We start from the raw sequence: 20,915 nt of genomic DNA, 5'->3' as shown, positions 1-20,915 counted from the left end.
TTTTGACCAAAGGCAAAACATCTGAAAACTTTACACGACCGCCGTCGTCAGTCGCGACGAGCAGCAGAGCCGATCCTGCTCGTCAAGAATGTCAATCTGCCACACCTGATGGCGGCTACCGGCGTGTAGCGCGCGACAAACGCCGCGCACCCGTCCACTTCGCACCGAGCGAATATGGTTCGCGTTCACCTCCAGCCCGACGACCTTTTGCTCCCCTTCGGTGCAAAGATAGCCCGCCACGGACCCCAGGGTTTCGGCCAGCACGACGGATGCGCCGCCGTGCAATAAACCAAACGGCTGATGCGTGCGATGATCGACAGGCATCGTGGCCTCCAGTTCATCCTCGCCAATACGCGTGAACTGAATGTCCAGCAGCCCTACCATATTCCCCTCGCCCATGGCATTCAGCGCCTGCAGCGTCACGGCTCGTTTCCAGATCATCCAATTATCTCCAGTAAGGCCTGTAATGGGTGACGCACCCCGTTCCCTTCAACCCGTTTCACCTGGCTTCGGCAGGAGTAGCCCGTGGCCAGACAGCGGTTCCTCGGCAAACGCTGTATCGCCTGATGCCACGACAACTCATAGATACCGAGCGAGTTCGCGTGGTTTTTCACTTCGTGCCCGTAGGTACCTGCCATGCCACAGCAGCCCACGTTGACGCTCTCAAGCTTCGCCCCGAAGCGGGCAAAGATAGACGCCCACTGCGCCGGGGCGCCCGGCAGTGCCGTCACTTCCGTGCAGTGGCCGAACAGATACCACGATTCACCGCTCACATCCTTCACGGTCGCCTGTTGCAGCGCCGCCGGCAGCCACTCGTGCACCAGCATGACGTGGAAATCACCGCGTTGCTCCCCCAGCGTCTGCTTATACTCATCGCGGTAGCAGAGCACCAGCGCCGGATCGACACCGACCATCGGCATCCCTAGCTGCGCCACCCGGTTGAGGAAGTCAGCGGTTTTCCGCGCCGTTTTCGCAAAACGGGTAAGGAAACCTTTAATGTGCTGCGCTTTGCCGTTTGGTGAGAACGGCAGTACCACCGGCTGATAGCCCAGTTTTTCTACCAGACGGATAAAATCGGCTACCACCTGGGCATCGTAGTAACTGGTAAACGGATCCTGCACCACCAGCACCACATTGGCTTTCTGCTCAGGGGTCAGCGCCTCAAGCTGCTCCAGCGTCATATTCGCCGAACGGTGCCCCATGAGCTGACGCTGTAGCGAAGGGACTGACAGCAGCGGCAGGTCCACCATCCCGATATGTTTTTCGGAAAGCTTTCGCACCAGCGGCTGATTGATGAAGAAGTTAAAGGTCTTCGGCGCACGCGCCATCAGCGGGGCATAGCTCTCCACCGTCGCCACCAGATGGTCACGCATTGGACGCAGATAGCGGGTATGGTAAAGCTGCAGGAACCGTGAGCGAAACTCCGGCACATCAATCTTGATCGGACACTGGGTTGAGCAGGCTTTACAGGCCAGGCAGCCGGACATGGCCTCCTTCACCTCGTGGGAGAAATCATACTCGCCTTTGTTCGCATGCCAGCTGTTGCGGGTACGTTCAATCAGCGAGCGCAGACTGGCGCGTTTTTCCGGTAATTCCTGTTCCAGCTTCAGCGGATCAACCCCGCGGTCGGCCAGCAGACGCAGCCATTCGCGGACCAGCGTTGCCCGGCCTTTGGGCGAGTGAATGCGGTTACTGGTAATTTTCATCGACGGGCACATTGGGCTTTTCACGTCGAAGTTGAAACACAGACCGTTACCGTTACACTCCATTGCACCACGCCAGGAGGCGCGCACCGCAATCGGGATTTGTCTGTCATAGGTGCCGCGCTTGACGGCATCCACCTGCAGCATTGGGGCATCGACGCCCTCTGGCGGGCAAATTTTACCCGGGTTGAGACGGTTATCCGGATCGAATGCCGCTTTGACCTTACGCAGTTCAGCGTAGAGCGTTTCACCGAAGAACGCCGGGCTGTACTCCGCGCGGAACCCTTTCCCGTGTTCTCCCCAGAGCAGGCCGCCATATTTCGCGGTCAACGCCACCACATCGTCGGAGATCTGTTTCATCAGGATCTCCTGCTGCGGATCGCACATGTCCAGCGCCGGACGCACGTGCAGCACCCCGGCATCCACGTGGCCGAACATGCCATAGCTCAGACCGTGGCTGTCCAGCAGGGCGCGGAACTCAACGATGTAATCCGCCAGATGCTCAGGCGGGACGCAGGTGTCTTCAGCAAAGGGAATCGGTTTGGCAGCCCCCTTCGCGTTGCCCAGCAGCCCCACCGCTTTTTTACGCATCGCGTAAATACGCTCAATGCCGGAGAGTTCGCTGCAAAGCTGCCAGCCAATCACCCCACCTTCGCCTGCTGCAATCAGTTCGTCCAGCCGCTGACAGAGCGTGGTGACCTGGCTTTCAATCAGCGCTTCGTCATCGCCGGCAAATTCAACGATGTTGAGACCCAACATCTCTTTATCAGGTACATCGGTGATAAGCTCACTCACCGAGTGCCAGACGATGTCTTCCCGAGCCAGATTAAGCACTTTAGAGTCGACGGTTTCCACCGACAGCGCCCGCGCGTCAACCATAAAGGGCGCATTGCGCAGGGCAGAATCGAAGGAATTGTATTTGACGTTCACCAGCCGACGCACTTTCGGCAGCGGCGTAATATCCAGCCGCGCCTCGGTAATAAATGCCAGCGTCCCTTCGGAGCCGGTCAGCACGCGGGTTAAATCAAACTGCGTCAGGTCATCGTTAAAGACATGACGCAGATCGTAGCCGGTTAAGAAGCGGTTCAGTTTAGGGAATTTGTCGAGGATCAGCTGGCGGTTATCGCGACAGCGCTCAAGCACGGTGCGGTAAATCCGCCCGTTGGCCGTGTTGTCTTTACCCAGCGTTTCCGCCAGTTCGACCGGCATCGGCTGGGTATCCAGGATATCGCCGCCCAGCAGCACCGCACGCACGCCAAGAACGTGATCGGAGGTTTTACCGTAGACCAGCGACCCCTGCCCGGAGGCATCGGTGTTAATCATCCCACCGATTGTCGCACGGTTGCTGGTTGAGAGCTCGGGGGCAAAGAAGTAACCATAAGGCTTGAGGTACTGGTTAAGCTGATCTTTGATGACGCCCGCTTCGACACGCACCCATCCTTCTTCGGGATTGATCTCAATGATGCGGTTCATATAGCGCGACATATCAATGATGATGCCCTGGTTCAGCGCCTGACCATTGGTGCCGGTGCCGCCGCCGCGTGGCGTGAACACCAGCGAGGTAAATCGCTCCTGCGTTGCCAGTCGCGCAATAAGCGCCACATCGGCCGTTGAACGTGGAAACACGACTGCATCGGGAAGAAGCTGGTAGATACTGTTGTCGGTCGCCATTGTCAGCCTGTCGGCATAATGTGTGGCGGTATCCCCTGTAAAACCCTGTTGCTCCAGTGCCTGCAAAAAATTAAGCACCAGCTGAACGACGCCAGGTGCCTGAGAAATCTGTGGGATCATTACTGTCGACCCTAATTAGAGGTGTGAAATCGTTTGCGTGTATCGTAAAAGTTTTATCACATTTTTTTCTTATACGCTCTGCAGAATTACAGGCAGAATTCGCCTGTCAAAAATCGCTGAAATCATTAATGATTAGAGAATCGCGGTTTTCCGTTCCCGCCAGCCACGCTGGTGTTCAATTAAGGAAAGTTTCATTTATGGTCAATCTTCGCCAGCCCAGGGATGTTGCGCAAATTTTGCTGTCGGTGCTGTTCCTGGCCCTCATGATTATTGCGTGTTTGTGGATCGTTCAACCCTTCATTCTCGGCTTCGCCTGGGCTGCAACCGTTGTGGTTGCCACCTGGCCTTTACTGTTACGGTTGCAGAAACTGCTCTTCGGACGTCGTGGGCTGGCGGTCCTGGTGATGACGTTGCTGTTGTTCCTGCTGTTCATTATTCCCGTTGCGCTACTGGTGAACAGCCTTGTCGACTCCAGCGGCCCGGTGATTCGCGCCGTGACCAGTGGCGATCTGACGCCGCCGGATCTCGCCTGGCTTAACAGCATTCCGGTTGTTGGCGCAAAACTTTACAGCGGCTGGCATGGCCTGCTGGAGATGGGTGGCAGCGCCCTGATGGCGAAAGTGCGCCCGTATATTGGCACCACTACCACCTGGTTTGTGGGTCAGGCGGCGCACATTGGCCGCTTTATGATGCACTGTACGCTGATGCTGGTCTTTAGTGCCCTGCTGTACTGGCGCGGTGAGCAGGTGGCTTTGGGCGTGCGTCATTTTGCCACTCGCCTGGCGGGCAAACGGGGTGATGCCGCGGTTCTGCTGGCGGCGCAGGCCGTGCGCGCGGTTGCGCTTGGCGTCGTGGTAACGGCGCTGGTTCAGGCGGTGCTGGGCGGTATTGGTCTTGCGATTTCTGGCGTGCCGTACGCCACCGTCTTCACCGTGGTCATGCTGATGACCTGCCTTGCGCAACTGGGTCCGTTGCTGGTGCTGGTACCCAGCATTATCTGGCTGTACTGGACCGGCGATACCACGTGGGGCACCGTTCTGCTGGTCTGGAGCTGCGTGGTTGGCACCATGGATAACGTTATTCGTCCCATCCTTATTCGCATGGGCGCAGACCTGCCGCTGATCCTTATTCTCTCAGGCGTAATTGGTGGATTGATTGCCTTTGGGATGATTGGTCTGTTTATTGGCCCGGTGCTTCTGGCCGTGACCTGGCGTCTGTTCTCCGCCTGGGTGCACGAAATCCCGCCTCCGGGAACGGACCCGGACGTGATTTTGAGCGAACTGGAAGAGCTGGAAGATAAGAACAAGCAGTAATGGACAGGCCGGGTAACGCAGTCGCGTACCCGGCCTACATATTCCCCTTTAATACTTAAACGTTGCTAAAGTATTTATTCGTTGCGCACTGGTCAGACCCGCTATTACGGCTCTAAGTCCCCTATTAACCTCAAGAAATCTTTACGTCTCTTTAACTATTGAGACGAATCTGATCGACGCTAAAAGCTGACATGCCTACTATTAGGACACGGTTATAAATCAACACCTTGATTTATAAGCATGGAAATCCCCTGAGTGAAACAACGAATTGCTGTGTGTAGTCTTTGCCCATCTCCCACGATGGGCTTTTTTTTATCCTGATTACGCGCGGCTGACGTCACAGGTGCTGAGCATCCGCCATTCCGTTGACAATACACGGGTTTCCCCGGTCACATTGACCGTCACCACCTCGCGAATATCCGCCGACGATGCACCAATCTGCAACTCAAATTCACCCGGCTCGACGATCCGTTTGCCGTCACGACGGGTAAAGTTGAACATCTCAACGGGCAACGTAAAGGTGAGCGTGGCGGTTTCACCTGGTGAGAGCGTGACGCGCTGGAACGCCTTCAACTCCTGCAGTGGCCGCACCTGCGTGGCGACGTTATCCCGGACATAGACCTGTACCACCTCGCTGCCGCTGCGCTCACCGGTATTGGTGATATCCAGGCTTACGACCACCTCGCCGTCGATCGGAACGCGGGGTTCAGCCACGCGCGCCGTTCCCCAGCTAAACTGCGTCCAGCCGAGACCGAAGCCAAAGGGATAGCGGGAGCCAAAATGGAAAGCGAACGGTGTGCCGCCACTTTTGAGCTTGTGGTTGTAGTAATAGGGCATTGCTCCCGCGCTTTTCGGCACGCTGACCACCAGACGTCCCTGCGGTTCAGCGCGGCCCGTTAATACATCCGCAATCGCCCAGCCGCCCTCCTGCCCTGGTGCCCAGGCCATCATCAGCGCGGCGACGTTATCTTCCAGCCCCTGAAGGTTGTAAGGCCTCCCGCCGGTCATGACCACGATAACCGGCTTGCCGGTGGCCACCAGCGCAGCCAGCAATTGTTGCTGTACGCCCGGCAGATTCAGAGAGTCGGTATCAGAGCCCTCCCCGACGGTTCCGCTCTGGAACAGCCCGGCGAGATCGCCAACGCAGGCCACCACCACGTCACTCTCCTGTGCGGCTTTCACGGCTTCAGGGATCAGGTCGGTACGCTGCGAGACCGGAGATTGCTGCATGGGTTTACCGCCGCTGTCACCCGGAAACACCGGCGCACCCGCCATCCGTTTTTCGATAATGTGACAGCCTTTGGCATAACGTACCCGCGAGGCCCCCAGATACTGCTCGAGCGCCGCGCGCGGTGTCGTGACCTGCGAGGTCTCTTCCACCATGTCGCTAATAATTAAGTGCACCGGAAAGCTGTAACCGCTGAGGAGCGCCAGCGGATCGTCTGCCGTTGGCCCGACGACCGCCACGCGAGGGTTGCCGCCGAGGGGCAAAATGCCGTTATTCTCAAGCAGCGTTAGCGAACGGGTCGCCACTTCCCTTGCAACCTGACGCGTTGCCTCATTTTGCAAATCGATGCCCTGTTCATCGGCATACGGTTTTTCAAACAAGCTAAGACGGAATTTTTCGGTCAGGACGCGTGCCACTATTTCATCGACTTTCGCCATGGAAATCAGTCCGCGCTCAACGGCTTGTGGCAGATGACGCGCGCAGTCATCTTTTGGTAGTTCGACATCCAGCCCGGCATTGAAGGCCAGCGCTGCAGATTCGGCGGCATCGTGCGAGATGCCATGATGCTGGTGCAGCAGGCTCACGCCGCCGTAGTCCGCAACGATGATCCCATCGAACCCCCACTGTTCACGCAGCACGGTTGTCATCAGGAAGTGGTCGCTGTGTCCGGGCTGGTTATCGATATCGTGATAGGCAGGCATCACCGAACCGGCATTGGCCAGCTTCACTGCCATCTCAAACGGCAGCAGGAAGGTGTCGTTCAGTTCGCTAAAGCCCAGATGCACCGGCGCGTGGTTGCGTGCCCCTTCGCTGAAGGAGTGGCCCACATAATGTTTGAGCGTTGCCAGAAGATCGCGCTTATCGCCCTGCAAACCCTTCACGTATGCCGTGGCCATCACCCCCACCAGCCACGGGTCTTCTCCGAAGGTCTCTTCGGTGCGTCCCCAGCGAACGTCGCGAGAGACATCCAGCACCGGGGCCAGCCCCTGCTGGCAGCCAACAGAGCGTGCTTCTTTGCCAATCTGTTCTGCCGCACGCTGCACCAGCTGCGGATCCCAGGTCGAACCGTAGTTCAGCGACGACGGGAACAGCGTGGCATCTTTGCACAACAGCCCCACCAGGCACTCTTCATGGAACAGCGCCGGAATACCGAGGCGCGTCTCTTCCATCATCATGCGCTGCAGGCGGTTAGCGGCACGCACGCCTGTTTTCGCATCAACGATATGGGTGCCCAGTGGACGCGTAATCTGTCCCACCCCCAGTTTCAGCCGTTCGCTAAGCGCAGCCTGTTCGCTCACGCCCGCGAATTCATCGCTCAGATCGCTGCGTTCGCGGTGGTTACCGTTTTCATCGAGGATCAACCAGTAGGCATGCATCTGGGCGAACTTCTCTTCCGGGGTCATGCGTGCCAGTAGGTCGGCGACGCGTTCATGCACGGGACGTCCCGCGTCCTTATAAATCGCAGTCATGTGTTACTCCTGTATTGCGGAATGGGTGGCCGGGGTGAGTTGTCCTGTCTCGTCTCGCACCTCGCGTTTGCTGGCCAGCTCGCGGGCGATGGAATTGACGAGCTTGCTGTTGAGTTTGTAAATGGTCAGCAGCGCGACCATACAGAGGAACAGCACGCAGGGGATGAGGGTGAAGAGCGCATTAATGGTAGAGAGCACGTGCGGTGCCTGGGTTGCCTGACCGGGCGCATAATCCACCATCCCGAGAACCCAACCGACCACCGCCCCGCCCAGCGCCAGACCAAATTTGATGGCAAACAGCGCGGTAGAAAAGACCAGACCATCCAGACGACGGCCGCTGCGATGCTCCTCATAATCGACCACATCAGAGAACATGGTCCACTGCAGCGGCGTGGTCAGGTTCTGAATAAAGCTAAAGATAATGTTGAGGCCAAAAATCAGCCAGATCTGCGAAGGCGGCAGGAAGAAAATCAGCGCGCCGAAAATCACGAAGGAAATAATGGTCCACTGATAGGCGCGGACGCGGTCAAATTTCCCCAACAGACGTTCAGATAATAATGCCCCCGTTAAGGACGCTACCATCCCGGAAACAATAAAGGCAAATACCAGCTCCGGGCGCAGAAGCACATATTTCACGTAATACATGGTGGCAGAACCACGCGTCACCACTGCGGTTAACAGCAAAATATTAAACAGGAAAACAATTCGCCACTGGCTATTTCCGGCCAGCAGTTTTAAATCGTCGATCATCGAACCCGAGGTGTCATTGCGCGGGGAATAACGCTCGCGGGTCATCAGGAAACAGCAGAAGAAGAGAATAATACCCAGCAGGCCCATCATGCTCATGGCATAGAAATAGCCTTTCTGAACGTTGCCCTGGCCTAACAGCGAGACCAGCGGTAAGGCGATCACCGTCACAATCAACCCGCCGATGAACGACAGGCCAAAGCGCCAGGACTGCAGCGAGTGACGCTCACGCGGATCCAGCGTCAGCGCCCCGGGCATGGCGCAATACGGGACGTTAATTGCGGAATAAATAAGGCTTAAGATGGCGTAAGTGACGCAGGCATATACGATTTTTGCCGTCGGTCCGACGTCCGGTACATAGAAGGTGATAAGGCAGCTTACGCCAAATGGGATGGCAAACCACAATAGCCAGGGACGAAAGCGACCGTGCCGCGTCTGGGTGCGGTCGACCAGCGCGCCGATGCAAGGGTCGACAAAAGCATCCACCACGCGCACCACTAAAAACATGGTGCCCATGATGGCCGCCGGCAAACCGAAAACATCCGTATAGAAATAGGCGAGAAATAAGGTTGCCGTTTGCCAGACCAGCGCGCTGGCCATATCACCTAAGCCATAACCTATTTTATCTTTGGTACGCAATACAGAGGAGATTGTCATTGTTATTTGCCTTTTTATCAGGTTAAAACGTATTTCAACCAGTTGCGCATCAGCGAGGTAAATGCACGGTAAGGCTCAAGTATTAGCAACGCTTTGCGCGCTAACAATTGTCTAAATTAACAGACAAATTATGATATTTGGTTTTTTACTTTATTTGTGATGGGGAGCAAATAAGGCATGAAATAAAAAAAGGCGAGGAATATATCCTCGCCTTTTTCTGGTGCTGTTGGCGTTACTTGTTGAGTTCGGCCAGGCTCAGCCAGGTTTGTACCACGGTGTCCGGGTTCAGGGACAGGCTGTCAATCCCCTCTTCCATCAGCCATGCGGCAAAGTCTTCATGGTCAGACGGACCCTGACCGCAAATCCCGACATATTTACCCTGTTTCTTCGCCGCGCGGATGGACATCGACAGCAGCGCTTTCACCGCCTCGTTACGCTCATCAAACAGTTCAGAGACCACGCCGGAGTCACGGTCAAGACCGAGCGTCAGCTGCGTCATGTCGTTCGAGCCGATAGAGAAGCCGTCGAAGTACTCCAGGAACTGCTCAGCCAGCAGGGCGTTGGACGGAATTTCACACATCATGATAATCTTCAGCCCGTTTTCGCCGCGCTTCAGACCCTGACGTGCCAGCTCCTCCACCACCGCTTTCGCCTGATCCACGGTACGCACGAACGGGATCATGATCTCAACGTTGGTCAGTCCCATGTCGTTGCGCACGCGCTTCACGGCATCACATTCCAGCGCGAAGCAGGCACGGAAGCTTTCAGAAACATAACGTCCGGCGCCACGGAAGCCGAGCATTGGGTTCTCTTCTTCTGGCTCGTAACGCTCACCCCCGACCAGATTCGCGTATTCGTTTGACTTAAAGTCGGACAGACGCACGATCACGCGCTTCGGATAAAACGCCGCGCCCAGCGTGGCGATCCCCTCGGTCAGACGGCCGACGTAGAACTCTTTTGGCGAGTCGTAACCTTTCATCATCTCGCGGATTTCGTTCTGCAGCTTCGCGTCCTGGTCGTCAAATTCCAGCAGCGCGCGGGGGTGAACGCCAATCATACGGTTGATGATAAATTCCAGACGCGCCAGGCCAACGCCTTCGTTCGGCAGGCAGGCAAAGTCAAACGCACGATCCGGGTTACCAACGTTCATCATGATCTTCAGCGGCAGATCCGGCATGGTATCGACGCTTGAACTCTTCACGCTGAAGTCGAGAATATCGGCATACACGTAACCGGTATCGCCTTCCGCACAGGAGACGGTCACTTTCTGATCGTCCTTCATGCGCTCGGTCGCGTCACCGCAACCGACAACGGCAGGGATCCCCAGCTCACGGGCGATGATTGCCGCGTGGCAGGTACGGCCACCGCGATTGGTGACGATGGCCGCCGCTTTCTTCATGATCGGTTCCCAGTCCGGGTCGGTCATGTCGGTCACCAGCACATCGCCTGGCTGAATGCGGTTCATCTCGCTGATGTCATGGATCACTTTGACAGGACCGGCACCGATGCGATGGCCAATCGCGCGGCCTTCCGCCACGATTTTGCCCTGTGCGTGCAGGGTATAACGCTCCATCACCTGACCGCGGGAGCGGACAGTTTCCGGACGCGCCTGCACGATAAACAGCTTGCCGGTGTTGCCATCTTTGGCCCATTCGATATCCATCGGACGGCCGTAGTGTTTTTCGATCTGTACCGCCTGTTTCGCCAGCTCCTGCACTTCTGCATCGGTCAGGGAGAAACGGTCACGCATTTCCTGCGGTACGTCTTCAATCTTAACCTGCTTGCCATGCTCCTGCGTCGGGGCATAGATCATGCGGATTTTTTTCGAGCCCATCGTGCGGCGAACGACCGCCGGACGGTTTGCGGCCAGTGTCGGCTTATGAACGTAGAATTCGTCAGGGTTCACCGCGCCCTGTACTACCATCTCACCCAGACCCCACGCCGAGGTGATGAACACCACCTGGTCGAAGCCGGATTCGGTGTCGATGGAGAACATCACGCCGGAAGAGCCCACGTCGGAGCGCACCATGCGCTGTACGCCAGCAGAAAGCGCCACGCCGCGATGGTCATAGCCCTGGTGCACGCGGTAAGAGATGGCGCGGTCATTGAACAGGGACGCGAAGACGTGCTTCACCGCCACCAGCACGGCGTCATAACCCTGGACGTTAAGGAAGGTTTCCTGCTGTCCGGCGAATGACGCATCGGGCATATCTTCCGCGGTGGCAGAAGAACGCACGGCAAACGACGCCTGGGCATCATCCGCTGAGAGCTGGTTGTAGGCTTCGTGAATGGCTTTTTCCAGTTCCGGCTGGAAAGGTGTGTCGATAATCCACTGGCGGATTTGGGCACCGGCTTTCGCAAGCTCGGTCACATCATCAATATCCGTTTTATCCAGCAGGTCATAAATGCGCTGGTTTACACCGCTCTGGTCTAAAAACAGGTTAAAGGCATCGGCGGTTGTGGCAAACCCGTTCGGTACGGAGACACCCATACCCGACAGATTTGTAATCATTTCACCCAGGGAGGCATTTTTGCCCCCAACTCTGTCTACATCATTCATGCCGAGTTGGTTATACCAAAGCACCAGCGGTGACGAGCCATTGTTGGACATCGAAACAATCCTTTTGTGATATTTGATCGGAGTAAGAAACACCTGACTACGTATTTATACTGGCATAATTATTTCCGCTAAAAAAACGGTGAATCGTGTAAGCAATTTAAATTTTCAACTTTTCGGATACTTTCCCACCATCCGCTAACCCGATGATTCCTATATATTCAGCCAAAAACCCTAAAAATAAAGTCGCTAATTGAAAAATGAAATCCACTTTTCAGGAAAATCAAAAACACCGTTTCATTTATAATTAGGATAAGTTCTTTGCTGTGTAATTTACTTTTTTAATTTATGCTTTCAGACAATTACGTACGATATTCAGGGTGGGTAAAATGGATAATGCTGTCGATCGCCACGTTTTTTATATTTCTGATGGTACGGCGATTACCGCCGAAGTGCTGGGACATGCGGTGATGTCGCAGTTCCCCGTTTCGATTAACAGCATCACGCTGCCGTTTGTGGAAAATGAGAGCCGTGCAAAGGCGGTGAAGGACCAGATTGACGCCATCTTCCAGCAGACGGGGGTCCGCCCGCTGGTCTTCTACTCCATCGTGATCCCTGAAATTCGCGCGATTATTTTGCAAAGTGAAGGGTTCTGTCAGGATATCGTCCAGGCGCTGGTGGCCCCGCTGCAGAGCGAACTGAAACTCGATCCGACGCCTATCGCTCACCGAACGCATGGGCTGAACCCCGGCAACCTGACCAAATACGATGCGCGTATCGCCGCCATTGATTACACCCTGGCGCACGACGACGGTATTTCGCTGCGTAACCTCGACCAGGCGCAGGTGATACTGCTGGGCGTCTCGCGTTGCGGGAAAACCCCGACCAGCCTTTACCTGGCGATGCAGTTCGGTATCCGCGCCGCCAACTACCCCTTTATTGCTGATGACATGGACAATCTGGTGCTGCCGGCCGCCCTTAAGCCGCTCCAGCACAAGCTGTTTGGCCTGACCATCAACCCGGAACGACTGGCGGCAATACGTGAAGAACGCCGTGAGAACAGCCGCTACGCCTCAATGCGCCAGTGTCGAATGGAGGTTTCCGAGGTGGAAGCGCTGTACCGCAAAAACCAGATCCCATGGCTAAACAGCACTAACTATTCGGTAGAAGAGATCGCCACCAAAATCCTCGATATCATGGGACTCAACCGCCGCATGTACTAACATGCTAGTACAATAACTCAGAATCGGGTATCATCACCACATCCTCGGCGCGCAGACGCGCCGAACTTGAATTCAGCAGGGATTGGTTTAAGGTGATGCCCATCACTTCCCGGTAGTCTGCCGATGAAGCAAAAATTTTTCTGAGACATTTCATGAATAAAACCGATGAACTCCGCACTGCGCGCATTGACAGCCTGGTCACACCGGCTGAACTGGCACAGCGGCATCCTGTTTCCGCGGGTGTAGCGGAACATGTCACGGCATCCCGCCGTCGCATTGAAAAAATCCTTAATGGCGAAGACAAACGTCTTCTGGTGGTGATTGGCCCTTGCTCCATCCACGATCTGGATGCCGCAATGGATTACGCAGAACGGCTTCAGGGACTGCGGGACAAGTACCAGCATCGCCTTGAAATTGTCATGCGCACCTACTTTGAAAAACCGCGCACCGTCGTGGGCTGGAAAGGGCTGATTTCCGACCCGGACCTGAACGGCAGCTACCGTGTTAATTATGGCATTGAGCTGGCGCGTAAACTGCTTTTGCAGGTCAATGAGCTGGGCGTACCGACGGCCACCGAGTTTCTCGATATGGTGACCGGACAGTTTATCGCCGATCTCATCAGCTGGGGCGCTATCGGTGCGCGCACCACGGAAAGCCAGATCCACCGTGAGATGGCCTCTGCCCTCTCCTGCCCGGTTGGTTTTAAAAACGGTACCGATGGCAACACGCGAATTGCCGTTGACGCGATCCGTGCATCGCGTGCCAGCCATATGTTCCTGTCGCCGGATAAGCGCGGTCAGATGACCATTTATCAGACCAGCGGCAACCCATACGGGCATATCATCATGCGTGGCGGGAAAAAGCCTAATTACCACGCGCAAGATATTGCTGCGGCGTGCGAAACGCTGGCCGAGTTCGACCTGCCGGAACACCTGGTGGTGGATTTCAGCCACGGCAATTGCCAGAAACAGCATCGCCGCCAGTTGGATGTGTGTGATGAGATCTGCCAGCAGATCGTCAGCGGTTCAACCGCCATCGCGGGCATTATGGCCGAAAGTTTTATCCGGGAAGGCACGCAAAAAATCGTAGCCGGACAGCCAATGGTTTACGGCCAGTCGATCACCGACCCGTGCCTGAGCTGGGAAGACAGCGAACTGCTGCTGGAGAAACTGGCGGCAGCGGTCGATTCACGTTTTTAGTCCTCACCTTTTACCCTCTCCTGCGGGAGAGGGTCTACGTTCGCGCACGGCCACATCCTCTTCTGTTTTGATCCCATCACAGTTTTTTCACAAAAACGCTTGCCGTGAATTTTCACTTTGTTGATAATGATTATCATTGTTACATTGATTGTTATTTATAAACATTATGTCACGTACGGATAACAACGCGGCAACGCCCGAAAACACACACACAGCACCTGCCCCAGCGCGCACCGATCGTCGGATCGACAGTAAAAGCCTGCTGGGGGACGAGGGACGCGTGATCATCGAGCATGACGGCCAGCTTTATCTGTTGCGCCAGACCCATGCCGGGAAGCTGATCCTCACCAAATAAATACCACAATACCTTCGCCAGCCACCCAGGTGATCCCCAGGCAGCCAGCGCTTTCGATTCTTTATGGAGAGTTGCTATGCCACACCTGCATTCCGCATTTTTGCGCCCGTCCTGCCTTGCGCTATCCGTTGTCAGCGCCCTGCCGGGCGTCGCGTTTGCGGCCACAGATGACATGACCGTTATCGCCACCGGCAACGCCCGCAGCGCCTTCGAAGCCCCGATGATGGTCAGCGTGATTGACACCGCGGCCCCGGAAAATCAGACCGCCAGCTCGGCCGCCGACCTGCTGCGCTACCTCCCAGGCCTGATGCTTGACGGCACCGGGCGCACCAACGGTCAGGACGTCAACCTGCGCGGTTACGACCGCCGCGGCGTGCTGGTGCTGGTGGATGGCGTGCGCCAGGGGACCGATACTGGCCACCTGAACAGCACGTTCCTCGACCCGGCCCTGATTAAACGTATCGAAGTGGTTCGCGGCCCGTCAGCCTTACTGTACGGCAGTGGCGCGCTGGGGGGCGTGATCGCGTATGACACCGCCGATGCAAATGACCTGCTGGAACCGGGCAAAAACAGCGGCTACCGCGTGTTTGGTACGGGCGCGACGGGCGATCACAGTCTGGGCATGGGGGCCAGCGCTTACGGGCGTACCGAAACCCTGGACGGACTGGTTGCCTGGTCGAGCCGCGATCGCGGCGATCTGCGCCAGAGCGACGGTGGAAAAGCGCCGAATGACGAATCCATCAACAACATGCTGGCAAAAGGCCGCTGGGCCATCGACCCGGCCCAGACGCTGAGCGGATCCCTGCGCTATTACAATAACGCGGCGCAGGAGCCAAAAAACCCGCAAACCCCCGCCGCAGACGCCAGCAGCAATCCCATGACCGATCGCTCCACCATTCAGCGAGACGCTCAGCTGGGCTATCACCTGGCTCCCCAGGGCAACGACTGGCTGAATGCCGATGCGAAACTCTACTGGTCTGAAGCGCGTATTAACGCCCAGAACATTGACGGCACCGGCGAGTTTCGCAAGCAGACCACCAAAGGTGGCAAAGTGGAAAACCGCACCCGTCTGTTCAGCGACACGTTTGCCTCACATCTTCTGACCTATGGCGGCGAATACTACCGTCAGGAGCAACATCCGGGGGGCGCCACCACCGGCTTCCCGGAGGCTAAAATCGATTTCAGCTCCGGCTGGCTGCAGGACGAGATCACCCTGCGCGACCTGCCGGTCACGCTTCTCGGCGGTACCCGTTACGATAATTACCGCGGGAGCAGCGAAGGATACGACGATGTGAACGCGGACAGATGGTCCTCCCGTGCCGGACTGACCGTCAGCCCGACCGACTGGCTGATGCTGTTCGGCTCTTACGCACAGGCCTTCCGTGCGCCGACCATGGGTGAAATGTATAACGACGCCAAACACTTCTCCATCGGCCGCTTTTACACTAACTACTGGGTACCGAACCCGAACCTGCGTCCGGAAACCAATGAAACGCAGGAGTTTGGCTTCGGACTGCGCTTTGACGACGTCATGCTTGCTAACGATGCGCTGGAGTTCAAGGCCAGCTACTTCGACACCAAAGCCAAAGACTACATCTCCACCAGCGTCGATTTTGCGGCTGCGACCACCATGTCCATGAACGTTCCCCACGCCAAAATCTGGGGCTGGGACGTGATGGCGAAATACACGGCCGACCTGTTCAACCTCGACGTCGCCTATAACCGCACCCGGGGAAAAGATACCGATACGGGCGAGTATATCTCCAGCATCAACCCCGATACCGTCACCAGCAAGCTGGATATCCCGGTGGCGCAAAGCGGTTTCTCCGTGGGCTGGATCGGCACCTTCGTCGATCGCTCAACCCATATCAGCAGTAGCTACAGCGAACAGCCGGGCTATGCGGTTAACGATTTCTACGTAAGTTATAAAGGCCATGAGCAGCTCAAAGGAGTAACCACGACGCTGGTGCTGGGTAACGCGTTCGACAAGGCGTACTGGTCTCCTCAGGGCATTCCTCAGGACGGACGCAACGGTAAGATTTTTGTGAGTTACCAGTGGTAATCCCCACGCCCCGGCCTGCCGGGGCCCTTATTCGAAAGGAAGAGACAATGAATCACTACACACGCTGGCTTGCGCTGAAAGAAGAAAATCCGGGTCAATACGCACGTGACATCGCAGGCTTAATGAACATCAGCGAAGCAGAGCTGACCTTCGCCCGCGTGGGCCACGACGCCTGGCGCCTGCACGGCGACATCCGCGAAATCATCGGCGCGCTGGAAGCCGTGGGCGAGACCAAATGCATCTGTCGTAACGACTATGCAGTTCACGAGCAGGTGGGCGCGTTTACGCATCAACACCTTGGCGGCCACGCCGGGCTGGTACTGAATCCGCGGGCGCTGGATCTGCGCCTGTTTCTCAACCAGTGGGCGAGCGCGTTCCACATCAGTGAAACCACCGCCCGCGGTGAGCGTCAGAGCATTCAGTTCTTCGACCTTCAGGGCGATGCCCTGCTGAAAGTTTACACGACCGATAACACCGATATTTCTGCCTGGGGCGACCTGCTTACGCGCTTTATCTTTGCCGATAATCCGCCACTGGCACTGAAGCATGCCGATGTCCCTGCCCACAACGAAAAGGCTGATGCCGCCCTCGTTGACCAGGAGTGGCGCGCCATGACCGACGTGCATCAGTTCTTCGGCCTGCTGAAGCGCCACAATCTGAGCCGCCAGCAGGCGTTTCGTCTGGTGGGCGACGATCTGGCCTGCAGGGTAGACAACACCGCTCTGGCACAGCTGCTGGAAACGGTCCGCCTGGAGGGGAATGAAATGATGATCTTCGTCGGCAACCGCGGCTGCGTGCAGATCTTTACCGGCGTGGTGGAAAACGTCGTCCCGATGAAAGGCTGGCTCAACATCTTCAACCCAACCTTTACCCTGCATCTGCAGGATACGTCCATCGCCGAAACATGGGTGACGCGTAAACCCACCGCTGACGGGCACGTCACCAGCCTGGAGCTCTTCGCCGCCGACGGGACGCAAATCGCTCAGCTGTACGGTCAACGCAGCGAAGGTGAACCAGAGCAGCGTCAGTGGCGCAGCCAGGTCGACGCCCTGACCCGAAAAGGGCTGGCCGCATGAAAAAATGGCTCGCCCTGCTCTGCGCCCTGCCGCTGGTGACGTTCGCGGCCACACCGCAAAAAATTGTCGCCCTGGGGGGTGACGTGACTGAGATTGTTTATGCCCTTGGCGCGGGATCGTCACTGGTTGCCCGCGACAGCACCAGCCAGTGGCCGCAGGCGGCGAACGCCCTGCCCGACGTCGGCTATTTGCGCCAGCTTAACGCGGAGGGGATCTTATCCATGCGCCCGACGCTGGTGCTGGCCAGTGCTCAGGCACAACCATCTCTGGCGTTAAAACAGGTCGAGGAAAGTCACGTCAGTGTCGTCACCGTTCCCGGCAGTCATGATCTGAGTGTGATTGACGAAAAGGTGCGAGTCATTGCCGAAGCGACGCATCGCGAAGCACAGGGGGACGCATTGCGCGCTACGCTGCGCCAGGCGCTGGCAGCCCTGCCCACCTCGCCACTCGACAAACGGGTGCTGTTTATCCTCAACCACGGCGGGATGACCGCGATGGCTGCCGGACAACAGACCGCCGCGGATGCAGCCATTCGCGCAGCGGGTTTGCAAAACGCGATGCAGGGCTTTACCCGTTATCAGCCGCTGTCCCAGGAAGGGGTGATTGCCAGCCAGCCTGACCTTGTGGTGATTTCACAGGATGGCGTAAAGGCATTGGGCGGCGAAGCGAATGTGTGGACACTTCCCGGCCTCGCGCAAACGCCGGCGGGACGGAACAGGCAGGTGCTGGCTATCGACGATATGGCACTGCTGGGCTTTAGCGTGCGCACGCCGCAGGCCATACAGCAATTGCGCACCCGGGCGGAGCAACTGCCCTGATGTCCCGACGGATCGCATTGTCGCTGTGGATGCTGGCCGCCATCCTGACGATCATGACGCTGGCGGCTTCCGGGGCTGGCGCACTGCATCTGCCGGTCAGTCTGCTGTGGCGCGGCAGTGATGAAAGCCTGCGTCAGATCTGGCTGACCATTCGTCTCCCCCGGGTCCTGCTGGCGCTGGTCACCGGCGGCTCGCTGGCACTGGCAGGCTGCGTAATGCAGGGGCTTTTTCGTAATCCGCTGGCGGATCCGGGACTGCTTGGGATCAGCAGCGGCGCGGCGCTGGCCGTGGCGCTGTGGGTGGTTATTCCCCTCTCGCTCCCCGCGCTGATGATGCTTTACGCTCCCATGATCGCGGCATTTGGGGGTGCGCTGGCGGCCACTTTCGTCATTTTCGTCCTAAGCCAGCAGCGTAACAGCACACTTTCACGGCTGTTACTGGTGGGCATTGCCCTCAATGCCCTGTGCGGTGCGGCAGTCGGCGTACTGTCATGGCTCAGCAATGATGCCCAGCTTCGCCAGCTCTCCCTCTGGGGCATGGGCAGCCTGGGTCAGGCACAGTGGTCTACGCTGCTGGCCGTCACCTCGCTGATGGTGCCAGGCGTTCTGATTATCTGGCGTCTTGCCTGCGCGCTCAATTTACTGCAGCTGGGTGAAGAAGAAGCGCACTACCTTGGCGTGGCGGTAGCAAAGGTACAGCGGATCCTGTTGCTGTGCAGCGCCTTACTGGTTGCCGCCGCGGTTGCCGTCAGCGGGGTGATTGGTTTTGTCGGTCTGGTGGTGCCGCACCTGATACGGATGTGGCTGGGATCCGATCACCGGGCCGTGATCCCCGGCTCCGTACTGGCCGGGGCGTCGCTGCTGCTGGTTGCCGATACGGTGGCGCGCACGCTGGTCGCACCGGCTGAAATGCCGGTCGGTTTACTGACCAGTCTCTTCGGCGCGCCGTGGTTCCTGTGGCTCATTTTTCGTCGTGGAGGCGCACATGGCTGAACGTTACTGCGCGGAACGTCTTGTTTATCAGGTCGGGCAACGGACAATTATCAACAACGTGTCGCTGGCGTTATCTCCGGGGGAAATGGTGGCGTTGATTGGGCCTAACGGTGCCGGAAAATCGACGTTACTGCGCCTGCTCACGGGCTATCTCACGCCTTCTGGCGGGCAATGCAGCCTGGCGGGTACGCCACTTGAGGCGTGGCACCCGCAAAAGCTCTCACGCCGCCGGGCAGTGATGCGCCAGAATACGCAGCTCGGTTTCGACTGGCCGGTCGACGCGGTGGTGGGTATGGGCCGCGCGCCCTGGACGCGCTACCCGGAAGCCCCGGTTGTCGAAGCCGTAATGGCGATAACGGGCTGCCTGCCCCTCGCAGACCGACACTTTTCGGCCCTCTCCGGTGGCGAGCAACAACGGATCCAGCTCGCCCGCGCCCTGGCGCAGCTCTGGCATGACGGCGGGCCACGCGGCTGGCTGTTTCTCGATGAACCCACTTCCGCGCTGGATCTTTACCACCAGCAGCATCTGCTGCGGCTGTTGAAATCCCTGACCCGTCAGGGCGATTTTCACGTGTGCGTGGTGCTGCACGACCTCAATCTGGCAGCGCTGTGGGCGGACCGGATCCTGCTGCTGCATAACGGCACGCTGGTTTCTCAGGGCACGCCGGAAACGGTTTTACAGGCCGACGCGCTGGCCCGGTGGTATGGCGCGCAGGTATACGTTGGCCCACATCCGGTTCACGCCTCGCCGCAGGTGTTTCTCGCCCCCTGACCGGGCTGATAAAAATCTTTCAGCGTCTCAAGCAGGGCATGCGCCGCTTTTGAAAGCTGCGTGTGCCCGGGATGGATCACGCCGATGCATTTTTCAATCGGCGGGTTATCGAGTGGAATACAGACCGCGCCTAACGAGGTCATCTGCGCCTCGCACAGTGCCGGGACCGCACTGCCGCCCAGGCCGCTGGCGACCATTCTGCCCACCGTCACCAGCTGATGGCTCTCCAGCGCCACATCCAGTTTACGACCGCTGCGGGCCAGCTCCTCTTCCATCATCAGACGAACGGCCGAAGGGCGCTGCAGGGTAATGAAATCCAGCGTCAGTAGCGCCTCCCATGAAAGGCGTTTTTTGGCTGCCAGAGCGGATGATTTCGGCACAATGGCGACAAATCGATCGAGACCCAACGGCGTAAAAAGCAGGTTATGGGTCGGCGCCGGTTCAAACGCGATCCCCATCTCGACCCGCCCTTCCCGCACCATTTCAATTACCTGCTCGTTGATAACATCGTGCACGGTGACGTTGATCCCGGCGTGGCGATCGCGAAATGCCTTGAGCACCTCCGGCAGGACATTCGCCGCAAATGACGGCATCGCCGCGACTGAGATTTTGCCGCGCTGCAGCGTAAAGCACTGATGCATGGCCTCTTCGGCGTTATCCCAGTCCGCCAGCAGCTGCCGCGCCATCGGTAAAAAGGTCTCCCCCTCCTGCGTCAGCGCCACCTTGCGGGTGCTGCGCTGCAACAGCGGTCCCCCCAGCGCCTCCTCCAGGCCTTTAATCGTCAGGCTAAGCGCCGGCTGGGAAAGATTCAGCCGTTCACTGGCATGCGCGAAATTCAGAGTGTGAGCTACCGCTAAAAACGCGCGTAACTGTTTGACACTCATTCTCATTTTTCACCTTGTTAACTAATTGAAAAAATTTAGTTAACAGTAAATTAATAAAAAAACCAAATG

The 20,915-nt window shown here is 57.4% G+C and carries 15 protein-coding genes and 1 other RNA gene; 10 read left to right on the top strand and 6 right to left on the bottom strand.

Annotation, left to right across the window (positions count from 1 at the left end; all coding sequences use genetic code 11):
- Nucleotides 1-30 precede the first annotated feature (30 nt).
- Together menI and JTA15_RS04905 are read right to left on the bottom strand one after the other, a co-directional pair.
- Nucleotides 31-441 carry a 1,4-dihydroxy-2-naphthoyl-CoA hydrolase gene (menI, locus tag JTA15_RS04910; protein ID WP_020884381.1) on the bottom strand — a complete coding sequence of 137 codons (411 nt, stop codon included), beginning with the start codon at nt 439-441 and terminating at the stop codon, nt 31-33.
- Nucleotides 438-3,494 (bottom strand): FAD-binding and (Fe-S)-binding domain-containing protein, encoded by a 3,057-nt coding sequence (locus tag JTA15_RS04905; RefSeq protein WP_219372925.1) that lies wholly within the window; start codon nt 3,492-3,494, stop codon nt 438-440. Before JTA15_RS04905 ends, menI begins: the two co-directional genes overlap by 4 nt.
- Nucleotides 3,495-3,691: 197 nt before the next feature.
- On the opposite strand from JTA15_RS04905, the gene ydiK reads away from it, so the two are divergent.
- On the top strand, nt 3,692-4,807 hold the full coding sequence (gene ydiK / locus JTA15_RS04900; RefSeq protein WP_020884383.1) for an AI-2E family transporter YdiK: 1,116 nt from the start codon (nt 3,692-3,694) through the stop codon (nt 4,805-4,807).
- Between the two features lie 208 nt (nt 4,808-5,015).
- An RNA gene (gene rprA / locus JTA15_RS04895) (antisense sRNA RprA) lies at nt 5,016-5,123 on the top strand.
- A 5-nt stretch (nt 5,124-5,128) separates the two neighbouring features.
- Here rprA and JTA15_RS04890 read toward each other — a convergent pair.
- From JTA15_RS04890 to ppsA, 3 genes are all read right to left on the bottom strand, one after another.
- Complete coding sequence (locus JTA15_RS04890) at nt 5,129-7,504, bottom strand: glycoside hydrolase family 3 N-terminal domain-containing protein (protein ID WP_219372924.1); 2,376 nt, start codon at nt 7,502-7,504, stop codon at nt 5,129-5,131.
- A gap of 3 nt (nt 7,505-7,507) precedes the next feature.
- Entirely contained in the window at nt 7,508-8,908 is a 1,401-nt protein-coding gene (locus tag JTA15_RS04885) for an MFS transporter (RefSeq protein ID WP_219372923.1), read from the bottom strand.
- 232 nt (nt 8,909-9,140) lie between these two features.
- Nucleotides 9,141-11,519 (bottom strand): phosphoenolpyruvate synthase, encoded by a 2,379-nt coding sequence (gene ppsA / locus JTA15_RS04880; protein WP_047955489.1) that lies wholly within the window; start codon nt 11,517-11,519, stop codon nt 9,141-9,143.
- A 335-nt stretch (nt 11,520-11,854) separates the two neighbouring features.
- On the opposite strand from ppsA, the gene ppsR reads away from it, so the two are divergent.
- The 8 genes from ppsR to JTA15_RS04840 all read left to right on the top strand — a co-directional run bounded on the left by ppsR (nt 11,855) and on the right by JTA15_RS04840 (nt 19,962).
- On the top strand, nt 11,855-12,688 hold the full coding sequence (ppsR, locus tag JTA15_RS04875; protein ID WP_020884387.1) for a posphoenolpyruvate synthetase regulatory kinase/phosphorylase PpsR: 834 nt from the start codon (nt 11,855-11,857) through the stop codon (nt 12,686-12,688).
- 152 nt (nt 12,689-12,840) lie between these two features.
- Nucleotides 12,841-13,887: a 3-deoxy-7-phosphoheptulonate synthase AroH gene (gene aroH, locus JTA15_RS04870; RefSeq protein ID WP_181240770.1), complete on the top strand. Its 1,047-nt coding sequence runs from the start codon at nt 12,841-12,843 to the stop codon at nt 13,885-13,887.
- 166 nt (nt 13,888-14,053) lie between these two features.
- Nucleotides 14,054-14,242: a hemin uptake protein HemP gene (gene hemP / locus JTA15_RS04865; RefSeq protein WP_020884389.1), complete on the top strand. Its 189-nt coding sequence runs from the start codon at nt 14,054-14,056 to the stop codon at nt 14,240-14,242.
- 76 nt (nt 14,243-14,318) lie between these two features.
- Nucleotides 14,319-16,304: a TonB-dependent hemoglobin/transferrin/lactoferrin family receptor gene (locus JTA15_RS04860; RefSeq protein WP_219372922.1), complete on the top strand. Its 1,986-nt coding sequence runs from the start codon at nt 14,319-14,321 to the stop codon at nt 16,302-16,304.
- Nucleotides 16,305-16,351: 47 nt separating this feature from the next.
- Complete coding sequence (locus tag JTA15_RS04855; RefSeq protein ID WP_219372921.1) at nt 16,352-17,380, top strand: hemin-degrading factor; 1,029 nt, start codon at nt 16,352-16,354, stop codon at nt 17,378-17,380.
- Nucleotides 17,377-18,198 (top strand): hemin ABC transporter substrate-binding protein, encoded by an 822-nt coding sequence (locus JTA15_RS04850; protein WP_049022953.1) that lies wholly within the window; start codon nt 17,377-17,379, stop codon nt 18,196-18,198. Before JTA15_RS04855 ends, JTA15_RS04850 begins: the two co-directional genes overlap by 4 nt.
- Complete coding sequence (locus JTA15_RS04845; RefSeq protein ID WP_149376639.1) at nt 18,198-19,190, top strand: iron ABC transporter permease; 993 nt, start codon at nt 18,198-18,200, stop codon at nt 19,188-19,190. Before JTA15_RS04850 ends, JTA15_RS04845 begins: the two co-directional genes overlap by 1 nt.
- Entirely contained in the window at nt 19,183-19,962 is a 780-nt protein-coding gene (locus tag JTA15_RS04840; protein ID WP_025204390.1) for a heme ABC transporter ATP-binding protein, read from the top strand. Before JTA15_RS04845 ends, JTA15_RS04840 begins: the two co-directional genes overlap by 8 nt.
- Here JTA15_RS04840 and JTA15_RS04835 read toward each other — a convergent pair.
- Entirely contained in the window at nt 19,929-20,852 is a 924-nt protein-coding gene (locus tag JTA15_RS04835; protein WP_020884395.1) for a LysR family transcriptional regulator, read from the bottom strand. The genes JTA15_RS04840 and JTA15_RS04835 overlap by 34 nt on opposite strands.
- Nucleotides 20,853-20,915 lie beyond the last annotated feature (63 nt).

The organism is Enterobacter sp. BIDMC 29, from assembly GCF_019378755.1.
GTDB classification, from domain to species: domain Bacteria; phylum Pseudomonadota; class Gammaproteobacteria; order Enterobacterales; family Enterobacteriaceae; genus Enterobacter; species Enterobacter ludwigii.
The sequence above is the reverse complement of the archived record's forward strand: the minus strand, read 5'-3'. Positions and strand labels throughout refer to the sequence as shown.